The organism is Bradyrhizobium sp. SSBR45G (assembly GCF_030159255.1).
Lineage (GTDB): Bacteria > Pseudomonadota > Alphaproteobacteria > Rhizobiales > Xanthobacteraceae > Bradyrhizobium.
The window spans coordinates 322,555-338,613 of the sequence record NZ_BSCT01000005.1 but is presented as its reverse complement, the minus strand read 5'-3'; the positions used below and the strand labels follow the sequence as shown (position 1 = coordinate 338,613).

The window sequence follows — 16,059 nt, the reverse complement described above, 5'->3', positions numbered from 1 at the left end:
ATGTTGGAATCACAACTGATTCTTCGCCGCAAGTCTATTTTAGCGCCTATGGGCGTTCGCCGGGACGACACTGATTGTGGAGCGCGTGATCGCTGTGTTCGATATCCAGCGCCCCTCAATCCCTGTTCGCCGGTGTCTGGATGAATCCCCGATTCCACGTCGGGCTGATCAGGATCTCGTTGACGCAGACGCGCGGCGGCATGTTGGCGACGAAGGCGATGGTGCGGCCGAGGTCCTCCGGCTGCAGCATCCGCGCCTGCTCCTCGGCGCTCGGCACGACCGGCCGCTGCTCGAGGATCGGCGTTGCCACTTCGCCCGGCATCAGGCAGCACGCGCGCAGGCCGTGCATGCATTCCTCCATGTTGAAGGAGTGCGTCAGCGCCAGCACCGCATGCTTGGTCGAGGTGTAGGCCGGCCCCGGCATCTTCGAGACGTGGCGGCCGGCCCAGGACGAGACGTTGATGATGGTGCCATCCGCTTGCGCCCGCATCGCCGGCAGCACCGCCTTCATACAATACAGCACGCCGTTGAGATTGATCTCGACCAACTGGTTCCAGCCGTCGATCGTCATGTCGTCCCAGCGCCGCTTCGGCACGTTGACGCCCGCCGAGTTGACCAGGAGATCGATGCGGCCATGCCGTGCCAGGATGGCATCGGCCGCGGCCTGCACGTCGGCGGCCTTGGCGACGTCGAGCGGGGCGGCCTCGGCCGTGCCGCCCGCCGCCGCGACCTTGGCTACGACAGTGTCGAGCGCGGCCTTGCGCCGGCCCGACACCACGACGGTCCAGCCCTCCGCGGCCAGCGCCAGCGCGCCGGCCTCGCCGATGCCGGTGCCGCCGCCCGTGATCCACGCGATCCGTTGTCCCTTGACCATATCACAGCGTCTCCCGTTGCCTTCGAAAGGGCGTTTTTGCTAGAGCAGCCTCGATCAGAGATGGCGACCTTGGTGGCGGTGATGTCGCCGGTCTCGTCCGCCGTCCGGGCCCTTTTCGTCTTCGTCGAGCAAGATGTTCCGCCGGCTGGTACTGCTGGCCGGGCACCGCTCCAGGGGAATGTTGCATGAACCAAGCCGTCAACGCCAATCTGTTCACCCGCCTGTTCGACGGCCTCGACGATCCCAGCCGCCTGGCGATCGAGACCCATGACGGTCAGCGCATTTCCTACGGTGACCTGATCGCGCGGGCAGGGCAGATGGCGAATGTGCTGGTGGCCCGTGGCGTCAAGCCGGGTGACCGCGTCGCGGCGCAGACCGAGAAATCGGTGTCCGGCCTGGTGCTCTATCTCGCCACTGTCAGGGCCGGCGGCGTCTATCTGCCGCTCAACACCGCCTACACGCTCAACGAACTCGACTATTTCATCGGCGACGCCGAGCCGACCGTCGTCGTCTGCGATCCGTCCAAGGCCGAGGGTATCGGCGCGCTCGCGGCCAAGGTCGGCGCCAAGGTTGAAACGCTCGACGCGTCGGGCAAGGGCTCGCTGACCGAGGCCGCCGATAAGGCCGAAACCGCCTTCACCACGGTGCCGCGCGCGGCCGATGATCTTGCTGCGATCCTGTACACGTCGGGCACGACAGGCCGCTCCAAGGGCGCGATGCTGTCCCACGACAATCTCGCCTCGAACTCGCTGACCCTGATCGACTTCTGGCGGTTCACCAAGGACGATGTGCTGATCCACGCGCTGCCGATCTATCATACCCACGGCCTGTTCGTGGCCAGCAACGTGACGCTGTTTTCGCGGGCGTCGATGATCTTCCTGCCCAAGCTCGATCCGGACCTGATCATCAACCTGATGGCCCGCGCCACGGTGCTGATGGGCGTGCCGACCTTCTATACGCGGCTGCTGCAGAACCCGCGGTTGTCCAAGGAGACGACCAGCCACATGCGTCTCTTCATCTCCGGCTCGGCGCCGCTGCTCGCCGATACCCATCGCGAGTGGTTCGCGCGCACCGGCCACGCCGTGCTCGAGCGCTACGGCATGACCGAGACCAACATGAACACGTCGAACCCCTACGAGGGTGAGCGCGTGCCCGGCGCGGTCGGCTTCCCGCTGCCCGGCGTGTCCGTGCGCGTCACCGATCCGGAGACCGCGAAGGAACTGGCCCGCGACGAGATCGGCATGATCGAGGTCAAGGGCCCGAACGTGTTCAAGGGCTATTGGCGCATGCCGGAAAAGACCAGGTCGGAATTCCGCGACGACGGGTTCTTCATCACCGGTGACCTCGGCAAGATCGACAGCCAGGGCTACGTCCACATCGTCGGACGCGGCAAGGACCTCGTGATCTCCGGCGGCTTCAACGTCTATCCGAAGGAGATCGAGAGCGAAATCGACGCCATGCCTGGCGTGGTGGAATCGGCCGTGATCGGCGTGCCGCATGCCGATTTCGGCGAGGGCGTCACCGCGGTGGTGGTGCGCCAACCGGGCGCCGACGTCAGCGAGGCGGGCGTGCTCAAGGGCCTCGACGGCCGGCTCGCCAAGTTCAAGATGCCCAAGCGCGTGTTCGTGGTCGACGAGCTGCCGCGCAACACCATGGGCAAGGTGCAGAAGAACGTGCTGCGCGATCAGTACAAGGACATCTACACGAAGTGACGAGCATGCGATGACCGGCCGGATGACGCGCGCGCAGGCGAAGGAGATTCAGCGCCATCTGCTCGCGGCCTCGCGCGCGCTCGAACGGGCCGGGGCGGTCATCGCCGATCTCGGCGAGCCCGATCGCCGAGCGCTCACCGGCCGGCTCGCCGACGTCTCGTCGCAGCTCTATTTTGATCTGCTCGAATACATCAACGAAGAGCATCCCGAGTTGACGGTGTGGCTGGAAGCCGTGCCGACGGCGCATGTCCTAAGCTGGGACGAGGTGGTGCTGCCGCCCGCGGTCGCCGAGCCCGAGCTCGACGAGCTCATCTTTTCGCTGCTGAAGCCGGACTGGCGCAAGACCGCAATGATCCTCGCGATGGCGTCACCGCGCTGCGAGGAGCTTGCATTGTCGCTCAAGATCGTCGCGGCCCGGATCCGTGCTCTGGCAGAGGCCGGCCGCATCGACCATCAGGGCGATCTTCGCAGGTGGCGCGCCAGCGAGGTGCGGCTGATGCCGGGGAAAGGATAGCGGCGGGATGGCGACCGGGCCGGTGATCTCGAGCATCGCAGCTGGCGTGGCCCCAACGGCGGAGCATTCAGCGGCGCCGTCCGATCGCGAGTCCCGCCAGCGCGGCCAGTGGAGGGGCGGCGCAGATCAGCACGAATTCCAGCACGGCCAGCAACGCGATCTCGTGCTGAATGGCGAGCGCCAAGCACGCGGCGAACAGGCCGGCGGCGGTGAAGCCGAGGACGCAGGTCAGCGGCTCCTCGGCGGGCTCCTGCGACGACGCTTGGTGCGCCGGCAGGGCTGCCGGGCGTTCGGCCGTTGCCGGCGGGACCGCTCGAACGGGCATCAGACCTCCCTGCCGCGCGCGGTTTCTGGCGGCATTTTGCCGAGACTAGGCCGCCGTCTCGGATCCGGACATGTGGCAAAATGGATCATGCCTCCGAACCGGTTCCGCTTCGCGCCAAACGCAGGAACCTCCGTCTCCGTGCGGATTTGCCGAAAGCAGCGGCGATCCAGGTCCATTCTGCTCCGCGATTCATTTAGGTCAGGCTTGCAGAAAGAGCGGGCTCAAGCTGTGCCGGGCATCGAAACCCGCGGGGGCGAGACCGTAGTTAAGCGGTGAATCAATGCTCTACGATCAGCGTTACTTAATAGGTTTGATGTGTCGAGAATGCTTCGAGCAAGGCGGTAGATATGAATATAGATTCGCTACATTCCGCGCGATCCGGCTCGTGGTATACCACGGCGGGCATTGATCCTTTTTTCATTGGTCACGTAGTACTGAATCGGTGTTCGGTTTTGGGCCATTTGTCCGTTGCAACGCCTGTTCCTTCTCCGTAAATAAAGCCGCCTTGCCGATCCACACGGCCGCAAGCCCCCTCCGTTCACGGCCCACAAGAAATCATCAAAGCAACCAATGACAGCCAGGATCGAACGACCGCTTTCGCCGCATCTGCAAACCTACCGCTGGACGCTGACGATGATCCTGTCGATCGTCCATCGCGCCACCGGTGTTGCACTATATTTCGGGACGCTGCTGCTGGCCTGGTGGTTGATCGCCGCCGCGTCCGGTCCGAGCGCCTACTCCTACGTCCAGGGCTTCATGGCGAGCTTCCTCGGCCGCCTGATCGTGTTCGGCTACACCTGGGCGCTGCTGCATCACCTGCTGTCCGGCATCCGCCACTTCGTCTGGGACCTTGGCTACGGCTTCAAGCCCAATGAACGCGAGGCGTTGACCTGGGGCGCACTGATCGGCGGCATCACCTTGACCGTTCTGGTGTGGATCGTGGCTTACGCAGTGGGAGGCGGCCGATGAGCAATGTACGCGCGAAATCGATGCGGACTCCGCTCGGCCGCGTCCGCAACCTCGGCGCAGCGCATTCCGGCACCGGCGACTTCTGGCGCCAGCGCATCACCGCCGTCGCGATGGCGTTGTTGATCATCCCGGTCGTCGTGGTCGTGATCATGCTGCTTGGCCGTAACCAGGCCGGCGCGGCGCAGATCCTCGGCTCGCTGCCGATCGCGCTGATCATGCTGCTGTTCGTGATCGCCAGCTGCTGGCACATGAAAATCGGCATGCAGGTCGTGATCGAGGACTACGTGCACAGCGAGCCGCTGAAGCTCGTTTCGATCATGGCCAACAACTTCTTTGCGGTGACCGTGGCCCTCGCCTCGATCTACGCCCTCATCAAACTGTCCACTGGAGTCTAGCCTATGGCCGGCGGAGCAAATGGCAGCGCAAACGGCGCGCCAGCGACGAACGGAAAAGCCTATCCGATCGAGGACCACACCTATGACGTCGTCGTCGTCGGCGCAGGTGGCGCCGGCCTGCGCGCCGTCGTCGGCTGCAGCGAAGCGGGCCTGCGCACGGCCTGCATCACCAAGGTGTTCCCGACCCGCTCGCACACGGTGGCGGCGCAGGGCGGCATCTCGGCCTCGCTCGGCAACATGCACCAGGACGACTGGCGCTGGCACATGTACGACACCGTCAAGGGGTCGGACTGGCTCGGCGACCAGGACGCGATCGAGTACATGGTGCGCAACGCGCCTGACGCCGTCTACGAGCTCGAGCATTGGGGCGTGCCGTTCTCGCGCACCGAGGACGGCAAGATCTACCAGCGTCCGTTCGGCGGCATGACGATGGACTACGGCAAGGGACAGGCGCAGCGTACCTGTGCCGCCGCAGACCGTACCGGCCACGCGATGCTGCACACGATGTATGGCCAGTCGCTGCGCCATGCCGCGGAGTTCTTCATCGAGTTCTTCGCCATCGACCTGATCATGGACGACCAGGGCGTCTGCCGCGGCGTCATCGCGCTGAAGCTCGACGACGGCACGCTGCATCGCTTCCGCGCCCAGACCACCATCCTGGCGACCGGCGGCTATGGCCGCGCCTACGCGTCCTGCACCTCGGCGCATACCTGCACCGGCGACGGCGGCGGCATGGCGCTGCGCGCCGGCCTGCCGCTGCAGGACATGGAGTTCGTGCAGTTCCATCCGACCGGCATCTACGGCTCCGGCTGCCTGGTGACCGAGGGTGCGCGCGGCGAGGGCGGCTATCTCGTCAACTCCGAGGGCGAGCGTTTCATGGAGCGCTACGCGCCGTCGGCGAAGGACCTCGCCTCGCGCGACGTCGTGTCGCGCGCGATGACCATCGAGATCCGCGAAGGCCGCGGCGTCGGCAAGAAGAAGGACCACATCTTCCTGCATCTCGACCACCTCGATCCGAAGGTGCTGCAGGAACGTCTGCCCGGCATCTCCGAATCGGCCAAGATCTTCGCCAATGTCGACGTCACCCGCGAGCCGATCCCGATCGTGCCGACGGTGCACTACAACATGGGCGGCATCCCGACCAACTATCACGCCGAGGTGCTGACCAAGAAGGACGGCGACGACAACGCCATTGTCCCCGGCCTGATGGCGGTGGGCGAGGCGGCCTGCGTCTCCGTGCATGGCGCCAACCGGCTCGGCTCCAACTCGCTGATCGACCTCGTCGTGTTCGGCCGCGCGGCCGCGCTGCGGCTCGCCGAGAAGCTGACGCCGAACGGCAAGCAGCCGGATCTGCCGAAGGACTCGGCGGACCTCGCGCTCGGCCGGCTCGATCGCTATCGCTACTCCCAGGGCGGCACGCCGACCGCCAAGCTGCGTGAAAGCATGCAGCACGTGATGCAGACCAACTGCGCCGTGTTCCGCACCGGCGACGTGCTGCAGGAAGGCCATAACCTGATCCACAAGGTGTATGGCGGCATCGGCGACATCGCCGTCTCCGACCGCTCGCTGGTGTGGAATTCCGACCTGGTCGAGACCTTGGAGTTCGACAATCTGATCGCGCAGGCGGTCGTCACGATGGACTCCGCCGTCAACCGCACCGAAAGCCGCGGCGCCCATGCGCGCGAGGACTTCCCGGATCGCGACGACAAGGACTGGATGAAGCACACGTTGGCGTGGATCGACAACAAGGACGGCAAGACCACGATCGATTACCGCCCGGTGCACAACTACACCATGACCAATGACGTTCAGTACATCCCGCCCAAAGCACGTGTTTACTGATCGCGGGTGTACTGAGTCCCGTCCGTCATAACCTCAAGAAGGCCTTCCGACATGGCTGAGTTCGCACTTCCGAAGAATTCGCAGATCACCGGCGGCAAGACCTGGCCCAAGCCGGCCGGCGCCACCGAGGTTCGCGAGTTCAGGGTCTATCGCTGGAATCCGGACGACGGCAAGAATCCGAGCGTCGACACCTATTACGTCGACGTCAACGATTGCGGCCCGATGGTCCTCGACGGCCTGATCTGGATCAAGAACCACATCGATCCGTCGCTGACCTTCCGCCGCTCCTGCCGCGAGGGCGTCTGCGGCTCCTGCGCGATGAACATCGACGGCCAGAACACGCTGGCCTGCACGCGCTCCATGCACGATGTGAAGGACGGCGCGGTCAAGATCAACCCGCTGCCGCACCAGCCGGTGGTGAAGGATCTGGTGCCCGACCTCACCAATTTCTACGCGCAATATGCGTCGATCGAGCCGTGGCTGAAGACGACCTCGCCGACGCCGCAGAAGGAATGGCGGCAGAGCCACGAGGATCGCGAGAAGCTCGACGGCCTCTACGAGTGCATCCTGTGCGCCTGCTGCTCGACCTCGTGCCCGAGCTACTGGTGGAACAGCGACCGCTATCTCGGCCCGGCCGCATTGCTGCAGGCCAACCGCTGGGTCAAGGACAGTCGCGACGAGGCCACCGGCGAGCGGCTCGACAATCTCGAGGACCCGTTCCGGCTGTATCGCTGCCACACCATCATGAACTGCGCCAAGGCCTGCCCGAAGGGGCTCAACCCCGCCGAGGCGATCGCCGAGCTCAAGCTCAAGCTGGTCGAGCGGCAGATCTAGCCGCCCGGCAGTCATCGAGGAGACATCTGCGCCGGAACCATCGGAAGTTCCTGGCGCAGCTGGTTTGTCGCTGAGGCGGATTGCGTTAAGCTCGTGGCCTTTTGGGGGCTGGAGCGACCGTGCAGACCGCACAACGCAAATCGCTGACGATGCTGCGCTGGATGATGGTCGCGTCGCTGGCGCTGCCCGTCGCGCTGTTCGTGATTGCCGCCTGTGTGTCCTACGGGACCACCACCGACGAGGCCGACCGCGAAATCCGCCGCTCGCTCGAAATCGTCCACGAGCATGCGCTGAAGGTGTTCGAGACGATCGACCGCAGCCTCTGGGAGATCGACGAGATCGTCCGCGATCTGCCGGACGCCGAGATCAAGGCGCGGGAGCAGGCGTTGCATGCGAGGCTGCGCCAATTGTCGGACGCGCTGCCGCAGATGAAATCGGCCTGGGTGTTCGATGCCAGCGGCCGGCCGCTGGTCAACAGCCTGATCTACCCGGCGCCCGAGACGTCGTTCCTCGATCGCGACTACTTCAGCGCCCACGTCAAGGACAGCGTCGGCACCTTCATCGGCGCGCCGCTGACGCCGCGATCGCCCTATCCCGGCGCGGTGTTCTTCAGCGTCAGCCGCCGCCGCCAGTCCGACGACGGCAGCTTCACCGGCGTCATCCAGGCCTCGGTGCTGCCCGACTATTTCGAGCACTTCTACGCCCGGATCGGCCGCGCCCCCGGCAGCTACTTCGCGCTTCGGCGGTTCGACGGGCTCACGCTCGCCCGCTTCCCCGCCGCTCGCCGAAGCGAAGGTCCGGCTGCCAACGACATCCCGGCGGGCGCGGCGGATACCGAACAGCTGGTCACGGAGACATCGCCGGTCGACGGCATCGAGCGGCGCATCGGCTACCAGCGGCTGGCGGGCTATCCCGTCTATGTCTCGACCGGCCTCGACACTGCGACCATCCGCAACCGCTGGCTCTCGACGATGAGCCGTCACCTGATCTTCGGCATTCCGGCGACGGCGCTGCTGGTCGTGTTCCTGGCCATGGCCCGGCGGCGGACCGAACGCCTCTACATCGAGGCTGGTCGCCGCCTCGAAGCGGAGGATGCGCTCAAGCATGGCCATCGCATGGAAGCGCTGGGCCAGCTTACCGGCGGCGTCGCGCATGATTTCAACAACCTGCTGACGGTGATCCGCGCCTCGGCCGACCTGCTGCGCCGTCCCAATTTGTCCGACGAGCGGCGGCAGCGTTACATCGACGCGATCTCCGACACCGTCGCGCGGGCGTCCAAGCTGACGTCGCAGCTGCTGGCCTTTGCGCGGCGGCAGACCCTGAAACCGGAGGTGTTCGACATCGGCCGTAGCGTCATCACGCTGCGCGACATGACCAAGACGCTGGTCGGGTCGCGCATCGACGTCGTGACCTCGGTCCCGGAGGAGCCGTGCTACGTCAATGCCGATGCAGGCCAGTTCGAGACCGCTCTGATCAACATGGCCGTCAACGCCCGCGATGCGATGGCCGGCCAGGGCCTTCTCAGCATGACGGTCGCGCCCGCGTCCGACCTGCCGAGCCCGGTCGCTCCGCATGACCGCCCGCCGCTCGGCTATGTCGCCATTGCCGTGCAGGATACCGGCGTCGGCATTCCGCAGGAGCAGGTCGGCCGCATCTTCGAGCCGTTCTTCACGACCAAGACGATCGGGCATGGCACCGGCCTCGGACTGTCGCAGGTGTTCGGCTTCGCCAAGCAGTCCGGCGGCGAGATCGGCGTGGTCAGCAAGCCCGGGCATGGTGCGACGTTCACGCTATATCTGCCGCGCGTCGCGCCGGCCCATGATCAGCGCACAGAGGCCAGTGGCCATGCTGTGCCGGTCAGCGGCCGGGGCATGTCGGTGCTGGTGGTCGAGGACAATATCGATGTCGGGAGATCGGCGACGGAAGCGCTGGCCGAACTCGGCTATCTCACCACGCTGGTCGACAATGCCAGGGACGCGTTGGAGGAACTGATCGGCGGTGCGAGCCGCTTCGATGTCGTGTTCACCGATGTCATGATGCCCGGCATGACCGGTCTCGAGCTTGCGGAGGAGATTCGCCGGCTCGAGCTCAACATTCCGGTCGTGCTTGCCAGCGGCTACAGCCACGTCGTGGCTCAGCAGGGCACCAACGGTTTCGAGCTGTTGCGCAAGCCTTATTCGATCGAGGAATTGTCGCGCGTGCTGCACAAGGTGGTCCCAGTGCCGCTCTATCGCGCGCCCCCGGTGGCGCCGAATTCGGAGGTGCGTTGACACCCGTCTGCGCGGCGGAACCGAACCGGGAACCTTCTGTTCGCACTGCTGTTATCGCGCGATGGCACAGGTTCAGGACATCGCACGGCCCGGCGCGTCGCAGACGACGAAGGCACCGATCATCGAGATCGCTGCCGAGAATGGCGACCGGGTCGAGCCGCCGCCGCCGGAAGTGGTCGAGCCGGACCCGGAGCTGTCGCCCGAAGAGGCCGAGCAGGTCCGCAAGCGCTATCTGCTGACGCGCTTCTGGATCAGCGCGCGCGGCTTTTGGGGCAGGGCCGGCGATCGCCTGGCCTGGCCGTTCACGATCAGCCTGCTCATCCTTATCGTCGGAACCGTTGCGTTTCAGTACGGCATCAATGTCTGGAACCGGTCGATCTTCGATGCGATCGAGAAGCGCGACTCGGCGACCGTGTTTCATCTCACCGCGATCTTCTTCCCGCTCGCGATCGGCAGCGTCGTTCTCGGTGTCGCGCAGGTCTATGCGCGGATGGGGATCCAGCGCCGCTGGCGGGCCTGGCTGACCGACAGCGTCGTCACCCGCTGGCTGACGAGCGGTCGCTACTACCAGCTCAATCTGGTCAGCGGCGACCACAAGAATCCGGAATACCGGATCGCCGAAGATCTGCGCATCGCGACCGACTCGCCGGTCGACTTCGTCGCCGGCGTGACCTCGGCGCTTCTGTCAGCGGTGACTTTCATCGTCGTGCTCTGGACGATCGGCGGCGCGTTGACGCTGCGTGTCGGCGCCACCGAGCTCACCATTCCGGGCTTCCTGGTGATCGCGGCGATCGTCTACGCCGCCATCGCCTCCGGCTCGATCATGACGATCGGCCGCCGCTTCGTGCAGACCTCGGAGGACAAGAACCAGGCCGAGGCCGATTTCCGCTACACGCTGACCCGGGTCCGCGAGAACGGCGAAAGCATCGCGCTGCTTGGCGGCGAGACCGAGGAGCGCGCCGGAATCGACCGGACCTTCGGCAAAGTCCTGCAGCAGTGGGCGCGGCTGGCCGGCCAGCACATGCGCACCACGCTGGTGTCGCAAGGCTCCAGTCTCATCGCGCCCGTCGTGCCGCTGCTGCTGTGTGCGCCCAAATTCCTCGACGGCAGCATGACGCTCGGGCAGGTGATGCAGGCGGCGAGCGCGTTCACGATCGTGCAGACCGCCTTCGGCTGGCTGGTCGACAACTATCCGCGTCTCGCCGACTGGAACGCGTGCGCCCGCCGCATCGCCTCGCTGATGATGTCGCTCGATGCGCTGGAGCGCGCCGAGCGCGGCGACGGCATCGGCCGCATCAAGCGCGGCGAGACGACCGGCGAGGCGATGCTGAGCCTGAACGATCTTTCGGTCACGCTCGACGACGGCACCGCCGTGGTCGGCGAGACCGAGGTCGTGGTCGATCCCGGCGAGCGCCTGCTCGTCGCCGGCGAATCGGGAACCGGCAAGAGCACGCTGGTGCGCGCGATCGCTGGCCTCTGGCCGTGGGGCGGCGGCAGCATCAACTTTCACCCGGACCGCCAGCTGTTCATGCTGCCGCAGCGGCCCTACGTGCCCTCGGGCAGTCTGCGCCGTGCGGTGGCTTATCCAGGTGCCGCCGAGGACTGGAGCGTCGAGCAGGTCGGCGAAGCGCTGCACAAGGTCGGCCTCGATCATCTCAAGGAGAAGATCGAGGAGGAGGCGCCGTGGGATCAGACGCTGTCCGGCGGCGAGAAGCAGCGCCTCGCCTTTGCGCGGCTGCTGCTGCACCGTCCGGATATCGTCGTGCTCGACGAGGCGACGTCCGCGCTCGATGAGAAGAGCCAGGACCTGATGATGCAGATGGTCACGAGCGAACTGCCGAGAGCGACGATCGTCAGCGTCGCCCATCGCGCTGAGCTCGAAGCATTCCACAGCCGCAAGATCGTGCTGGAGCGGCGCAAGGGCGGCGCCAAGCTGGTGAGCGACATCGATCTCATTCCGCGCAAGGGCAAGCGGCGCCTGATCGGCCGCTTCCTGCGCCAGCGCAAGGCGGTCTGAGCTGCGCCGCAGCGCCACACTGTGTCGTGGTGAAACCACAATGCCGCCATGCCGGCTTCATTGGAGTGCGCGGCAAACCGGCTATCGCTCGGCTCCTTCAATCGAGGATCCGACCATGACGCCCGATCATGATCCTTCGCCGCTGCCCTTCGGGGCCTTTGCTCCCAATGCCGCTCAGGCGCTGGTTCTCCGACTGGCGCATGGCTCCGGGCTGAAGCGCGGTGCATTCCGCCCGATGCTGACGCGCGCGGTGAATCTGCTGCGGGACGGTCCCGTCGACGTCAGCTATCAATGCGCCAACTTTCGCTTCTATCATCAGGTCAACGCGACCGAGCGCGGCGCCCTGTTCAATCCCGACTACAATCGCGAGGAGCTGGATTTCCTGCGCAGCCACGTGCCGCCCGGAGGGGTTGCCGTGGATATCGGCGCCAATGTCGGGACGTTCGCGCTGCCGCTGGCGCGTCACGTCGGGCCGAACGGTCTCGTGATCGCAATCGAGCCGCATCCCGTCACCCATGCGCGGCTCAGCTTCAATCGCGACGCGTCCGCGCTGCGTCAGGTCAGGCTGGTGGCTGCGGCGGCGGGCGACCGTGACGGCGAGGTGATGATCGAGACCGATGGCGACAATCTCGGGGCCAGTCATGTCGTGGTCGGCGAGGCCGGCGCCGAGGCCTTCAACGTCCCGTCGCTGCGGCTGCAGGCCATTCTCGACCAGGCCGGCGCGATCAAGGTCGACGCGCTGAAGATCGACGTGGAAGGCTTCGAAGACCGCGTGCTGACCTGCTTCTTCCGCGATGCGCCCGCCACGCTGTGGCCGCGCGCCGTCGTCATCGAGCATCTGTCACGCGACGAATGGCAGAACGATTGCATCGCCGACATGATCAGCCGCGGCTATCGCGCGGTCGGCCGCACGCGCAGCAATACCCTGCTGCTCCGCGGTTGATCCCGGAGCCGGGTTTCGTCCGCCCATTCGGAACATCGCGGCACGACGCGACGTTATCGCTCCTGACATCAAGGGAGCGGACCATGAGCAACGATGACATGCGCGATCAGGATCGCGCCTGGGACCTGATGAAGAAGATCGGCTTCGCCATGCTGGTCACCCGCGACGGTGACCAATTGCGATCCCGGCCGATGAGCGCCTACCTCGCCCGCGACGAAGGCATGATCTACTTCCTGACTGATGCGCGCCATCACAAGGATGAGGAGATCGCGCGGTCGCCGCAGGTCAATCTGTCGTTCGCCGATTCCGGCAGCCAGAAATACGTCTCTGTGACCGGCTCTGCAGCCATCTCCAACGATCGCGCCAAGATCCGCGAGCTGTTCACGACGACGGCCAAGGCGTGGTGGGACAGCGCTGATGATCCGAACATTCGCCTGCTCAGGATCACCCCCGAATACGCCGAGTTCTGGGACTCGCCGGGCACCGTCGTCAGCTATGTCAAGACGGCCGCGGCCGCTGTCACCGGCACGCGCCCAGACATCGGGGACAATCGCAAGGTCGCGATGTGATGCCGATCGAGCCCCCCGAGATTCCGCCGTCGACCCCCGGCCATCCCGCCGAGCCGCCACCCGAGGACCCCGTCGGAAATCCCAGCCCGGAGGTGCCACCGCCGGTCCATGAGCCCGACACCCCGGAGCCGCCACGCGAATTGCCCGGACAGACACCGGATGAAGTTCCAGGGCGCGGACCGCTCAGTCCGACCACGCCAAGCCCGGTCACTTCAAGTCCGGTCACTTCAAGCACGATCACGGATTGACCGCGATTGAACCTTGATCATGATGGACAGGAGAGAGAGCCGGCAGGGTGCCGGCTCTCGGCGTGTTTTGTTGTGCCAAGCCTTTGAAATTCAAGACTGAATGAGACATGAATGGCGGCCGCCCGGCGGCTGTTTCGCGTCGAAATAAATCCGTCGGCGGATTTGAACTGCGCCACAATCCAGCCTAACGCATAATCGTTGATCACGCCGTGCTTGAAAAAGAACGTTTCGGGAAACCATAACACATGAGCAAACTTCGCGTTTTGCTGCTTGCGACGACCGCGCTGTCGGCAATGCAACTGACGAGCTCCGGATCCTACGCGCAGAGCGCGCCTATGGTCATCGCGCAAGGGCCGGGTGGTCCGGGGGGCGAGGTCGGTCCCGATGGTCGACCGAAGCAGCCGCCGCATGGTCAGCCGCAGCAAGGGCAGCCGCAGCGCCCAGGTCCCGGCGCCGCGCCGCCAGCCGCGCCTCCGCATCAGGCCGCCCCGCCGGCACCTCCGCCGCCCGCGGCCGCACCGCGCCCTGCACCGCCTCCGCCTCCTCCGCCGCCGGCCGCAGCGCCGCGGCCGGCCCCTCCACCACCGCCGCCGCCTCCCCCGCGCGCCGAGCCGCCGCGGCCGGCTCCCCCGCCGCCGCGCGCGGAGCCTCCGGCCGCTCCGCCGTCACGTCCGACACCACCACCGCCTCCGGCCGCGGCCCCGCCGCAGCATTCGCCGTCGCCCCCTCCCGTGGTGCCGCGTGAGCCCGCCCGCCCGACGCCGCCGCCTCCTGTCGCTGCACCGGCGACCCCGCCGGCACCTGCGCGGCCGACCCCGCCGGTGCCGCCCGCGGCCACTCCAGCGCCGCCATCGCCCGCACCCAGCGCTGCGCCGGGGGCTCGACCCGGCTCGCCGCCGCCCCCGCCACAAGCGTCGCCTGGCACACCGCCGCCACCTCCCGGTGCAGAGCCGCGTCCGGGCCGTCCCGGTGCCGGCGGACCGCCTCCTGGTGCCCAGCCGGGTGGACCGCCGCCGCGTGGCGCGCCGACGCCGCCAGCCGGAACGGTCGTGCCTGCCCCCGGCACGCCGCCCGCACCGGCGACACCTCCGGCTGCTCAGACACCTGGGCAGGGCACACCGCCCGTGGCCGGCAATCCGCCGCCCGGCGGACGTCCGGGCATGCCTCCCGGCAGCCCCGGCGGACCTCCGCCCGTGGCTGGACCCGGCCCTGCGGGACCGGGCGCTGGCGCTCCTGGCGCAGGACCTGGCCCGGGACCTGGCCCGGGCACACCGCCGGCCCTGAGTGGTGGCGTGCCGCAGGGCGGTCCGCCCGCGATGTCGAACCGGCCGCCGCCGCAGATCACGGCGCCGCTGCCGCCACCGCCGCCGCCAACGCAGCAGGCTTTGACGCCGATCGCGCCGGGCGCTCCGCAGCAGGGACCGCAGCGCATGGACGATTTCCGCGGCCAGCGCCGCGAGGTCCAGGAAGGTGGTCGCACGCTGATCTACGAGCCGGGCCGCGTCATCGTGCGCGATCCGAGCGGGCAGTCCTTCGTGCGTCACGACGAGCTCGAGCGCTTCCGTTACGGCGCGCGCGACATTCGGGTGCTGCGAGAGGACCGCGGCGAGACGCGCACCGTGGTGATTCGCCCCGACGGCAGCCAGATCGTCACGATCACGGCCCCCGACGGCCGTCTGCTGCGCCGCATCCGCCGCGATATCGGCGGCCGCGAGATCATCATCATCGACAACACCTATCGCGATCCGGCTGCGGTCGGCGGCTTCTATGTCGACCTGCCGCCACCGGAGATCCGCATCCCCTACAACCGCTACATCGTCGACGCCGAAGAGGCGCCGCCGGATGTCATCTACGACACGCTGATCGCGCCGCCGGTGGAGCGCGTCCAGCGCCGCTACTCGCTCGACGAGGTCCGCTACTCGCCATCGGTGCGCCAGCTGATGCCGTCGATCGATCTCAACACGATCACCTTCGAGACCGGATCGTGGGAGATTGGTCCCGACCAGGCGGCGAAGCTGCAGGTCATCGCCGACGGCCTCAACCAGGCGATCCAGCGCAATCCGCGCGAGGTCTTCCTGATCGAGGGCCATACCGACGCGGTCGGCAACGAGACCGACAATCTGTCGCTCTCGGACCGCCGCGCCGAATCGGTCGCGACCCTGCTCACGCAGCAGTTCGGCGTGCCCGCGGAGAACCTGACCTCGCAGGGTTACGGCGAGCAGTACCTGAAGGAGCAGACGCAGGGACCGAGCCGCATCAACCGCCGCGTCACGGTCCGCCGCATCACGCCGCTGCTCAATGGCGGCCAGGCCGCGCTGCCGCCGCCGCCTCCAGGCGTCGCGCCGCCGCGCTGAGTCTCTGTTGCACGCTGAAACGAAAATGGCCGGGGTCGCTCCCCGGCCATTTTTTTGCGCGTCAAGCGACCGACATCGCAGATGCTTTCCGTCACCAAAGTTGACTCAACTCATAATCACACAGCAGTGACTTTACTATTTTGAGGTGTGAAGACATCTTCACGCCATTGCGCGTCGCGTCCTCTTTACAGCA

Annotated in this window: 15 protein-coding genes; 12 read left to right on the top strand and 3 right to left on the bottom strand. The window is 66.6% G+C overall.

Annotated elements, in window-relative coordinates; translation table 11 throughout:
* Positions 1 to 115 precede the first annotated feature (115 nt).
* Positions 116 to 874, bottom strand: a complete 759-nt coding sequence (locus QQL87_RS09680; protein WP_284417215.1) for an SDR family oxidoreductase — start codon at positions 872 to 874, stop codon at positions 116 to 118.
* Between the two features lie 185 nt (positions 875 to 1,059).
* Between QQL87_RS09680 and QQL87_RS09675 the strand changes: the two genes are divergently transcribed.
* Together QQL87_RS09675 and QQL87_RS09670 are read left to right on the top strand one after the other, a co-directional pair.
* Positions 1,060 to 2,586 carry a malonate--CoA ligase gene (locus tag QQL87_RS09675; RefSeq protein ID WP_284417214.1) on the top strand — a complete coding sequence of 509 codons (1,527 nt, stop codon included), beginning with the start codon at positions 1,060 to 1,062 and terminating at the stop codon, positions 2,584 to 2,586.
* 10 nt (positions 2,587 to 2,596) lie between these two features.
* Entirely contained in the window at positions 2,597 to 3,100 is a 504-nt protein-coding gene (locus QQL87_RS09670) for a DUF3658 domain-containing protein (protein WP_284417212.1), read from the top strand.
* Between the two features lie 67 nt (positions 3,101 to 3,167).
* On the opposite strand, the gene QQL87_RS09665 is transcribed toward QQL87_RS09670, so the two are convergent.
* A complete protein-coding gene (locus tag QQL87_RS09665; RefSeq protein ID WP_284417211.1) occupies positions 3,168 to 3,425 on the bottom strand; it encodes a hypothetical protein in 258 nt (85 codons plus the stop codon).
* 570 nt (positions 3,426 to 3,995) lie between these two features.
* Here QQL87_RS09665 and sdhC point away from each other — a divergent pair.
* From sdhC to QQL87_RS09620, 9 genes are all read left to right on the top strand, one after another.
* Entirely contained in the window at positions 3,996 to 4,394 is a 399-nt protein-coding gene (gene sdhC, locus QQL87_RS09660; RefSeq protein ID WP_284417210.1) for a succinate dehydrogenase, cytochrome b556 subunit, read from the top strand.
* A gap of 20 nt (positions 4,395 to 4,414) precedes the next feature.
* Positions 4,415 to 4,789 (top strand): succinate dehydrogenase, hydrophobic membrane anchor protein, encoded by a 375-nt coding sequence (gene sdhD / locus QQL87_RS09655; RefSeq protein WP_284417251.1) that lies wholly within the window; start codon positions 4,415 to 4,417, stop codon positions 4,787 to 4,789.
* Between the two features lie 3 nt (positions 4,790 to 4,792).
* Entirely contained in the window at positions 4,793 to 6,631 is a 1,839-nt protein-coding gene (gene sdhA, locus QQL87_RS09650; protein WP_284417209.1) for a succinate dehydrogenase flavoprotein subunit, read from the top strand.
* 51 nt (positions 6,632 to 6,682) lie between these two features.
* The gene (locus QQL87_RS09645; protein ID WP_284417206.1) at positions 6,683 to 7,465 is read left to right on the top strand and encodes a succinate dehydrogenase iron-sulfur subunit; all 783 of its coding nucleotides are present in this window, start codon (positions 6,683 to 6,685) and stop codon (positions 7,463 to 7,465) included.
* 119 nt (positions 7,466 to 7,584) lie between these two features.
* Positions 7,585 to 9,735, top strand: coding sequence for an ATP-binding protein (locus QQL87_RS09640; protein ID WP_284417205.1), 2,151 nt, complete (start codon positions 7,585 to 7,587; stop codon positions 9,733 to 9,735).
* A gap of 61 nt (positions 9,736 to 9,796) precedes the next feature.
* Positions 9,797 to 11,752 carry an ABC transporter ATP-binding protein/permease gene (locus tag QQL87_RS09635; RefSeq protein WP_284417204.1) on the top strand — a complete coding sequence of 652 codons (1,956 nt, stop codon included), beginning with the start codon at positions 9,797 to 9,799 and terminating at the stop codon, positions 11,750 to 11,752.
* A 115-nt stretch (positions 11,753 to 11,867) separates the two neighbouring features.
* On the top strand, positions 11,868 to 12,695 hold the full coding sequence (locus QQL87_RS09630) for an FkbM family methyltransferase (RefSeq protein ID WP_284417203.1): 828 nt from the start codon (positions 11,868 to 11,870) through the stop codon (positions 12,693 to 12,695).
* An 83-nt stretch (positions 12,696 to 12,778) separates the two neighbouring features.
* Entirely contained in the window at positions 12,779 to 13,264 is a 486-nt protein-coding gene (locus tag QQL87_RS09625) for a pyridoxamine 5'-phosphate oxidase family protein (protein WP_284417202.1), read from the top strand.
* Positions 13,264 to 13,512 carry a hypothetical protein gene (locus QQL87_RS09620; RefSeq protein ID WP_284417201.1) on the top strand — a complete coding sequence of 83 codons (249 nt, stop codon included), beginning with the start codon at positions 13,264 to 13,266 and terminating at the stop codon, positions 13,510 to 13,512. Before QQL87_RS09625 ends, QQL87_RS09620 begins: the two co-directional genes overlap by 1 nt.
* Positions 13,513 to 13,529: 17 nt before the next feature.
* Here the strand turns inward: QQL87_RS09620 and QQL87_RS09615 are convergent, their stop codons facing one another.
* A complete protein-coding gene (locus QQL87_RS09615) occupies positions 13,530 to 13,811 on the bottom strand; it encodes a hypothetical protein (RefSeq protein WP_284417253.1) in 282 nt (93 codons plus the stop codon).
* Here QQL87_RS09615 and QQL87_RS09610 point away from each other — a divergent pair.
* Positions 13,758 to 15,866 (top strand): OmpA family protein, encoded by a 2,109-nt coding sequence (locus QQL87_RS09610; protein WP_284417200.1) that lies wholly within the window; start codon positions 13,758 to 13,760, stop codon positions 15,864 to 15,866. The two genes, QQL87_RS09615 and QQL87_RS09610, sit on opposite strands and share 54 nt — an antisense overlap.
* The last annotated feature ends 193 nt before the right edge of the window (positions 15,867 to 16,059 follow it).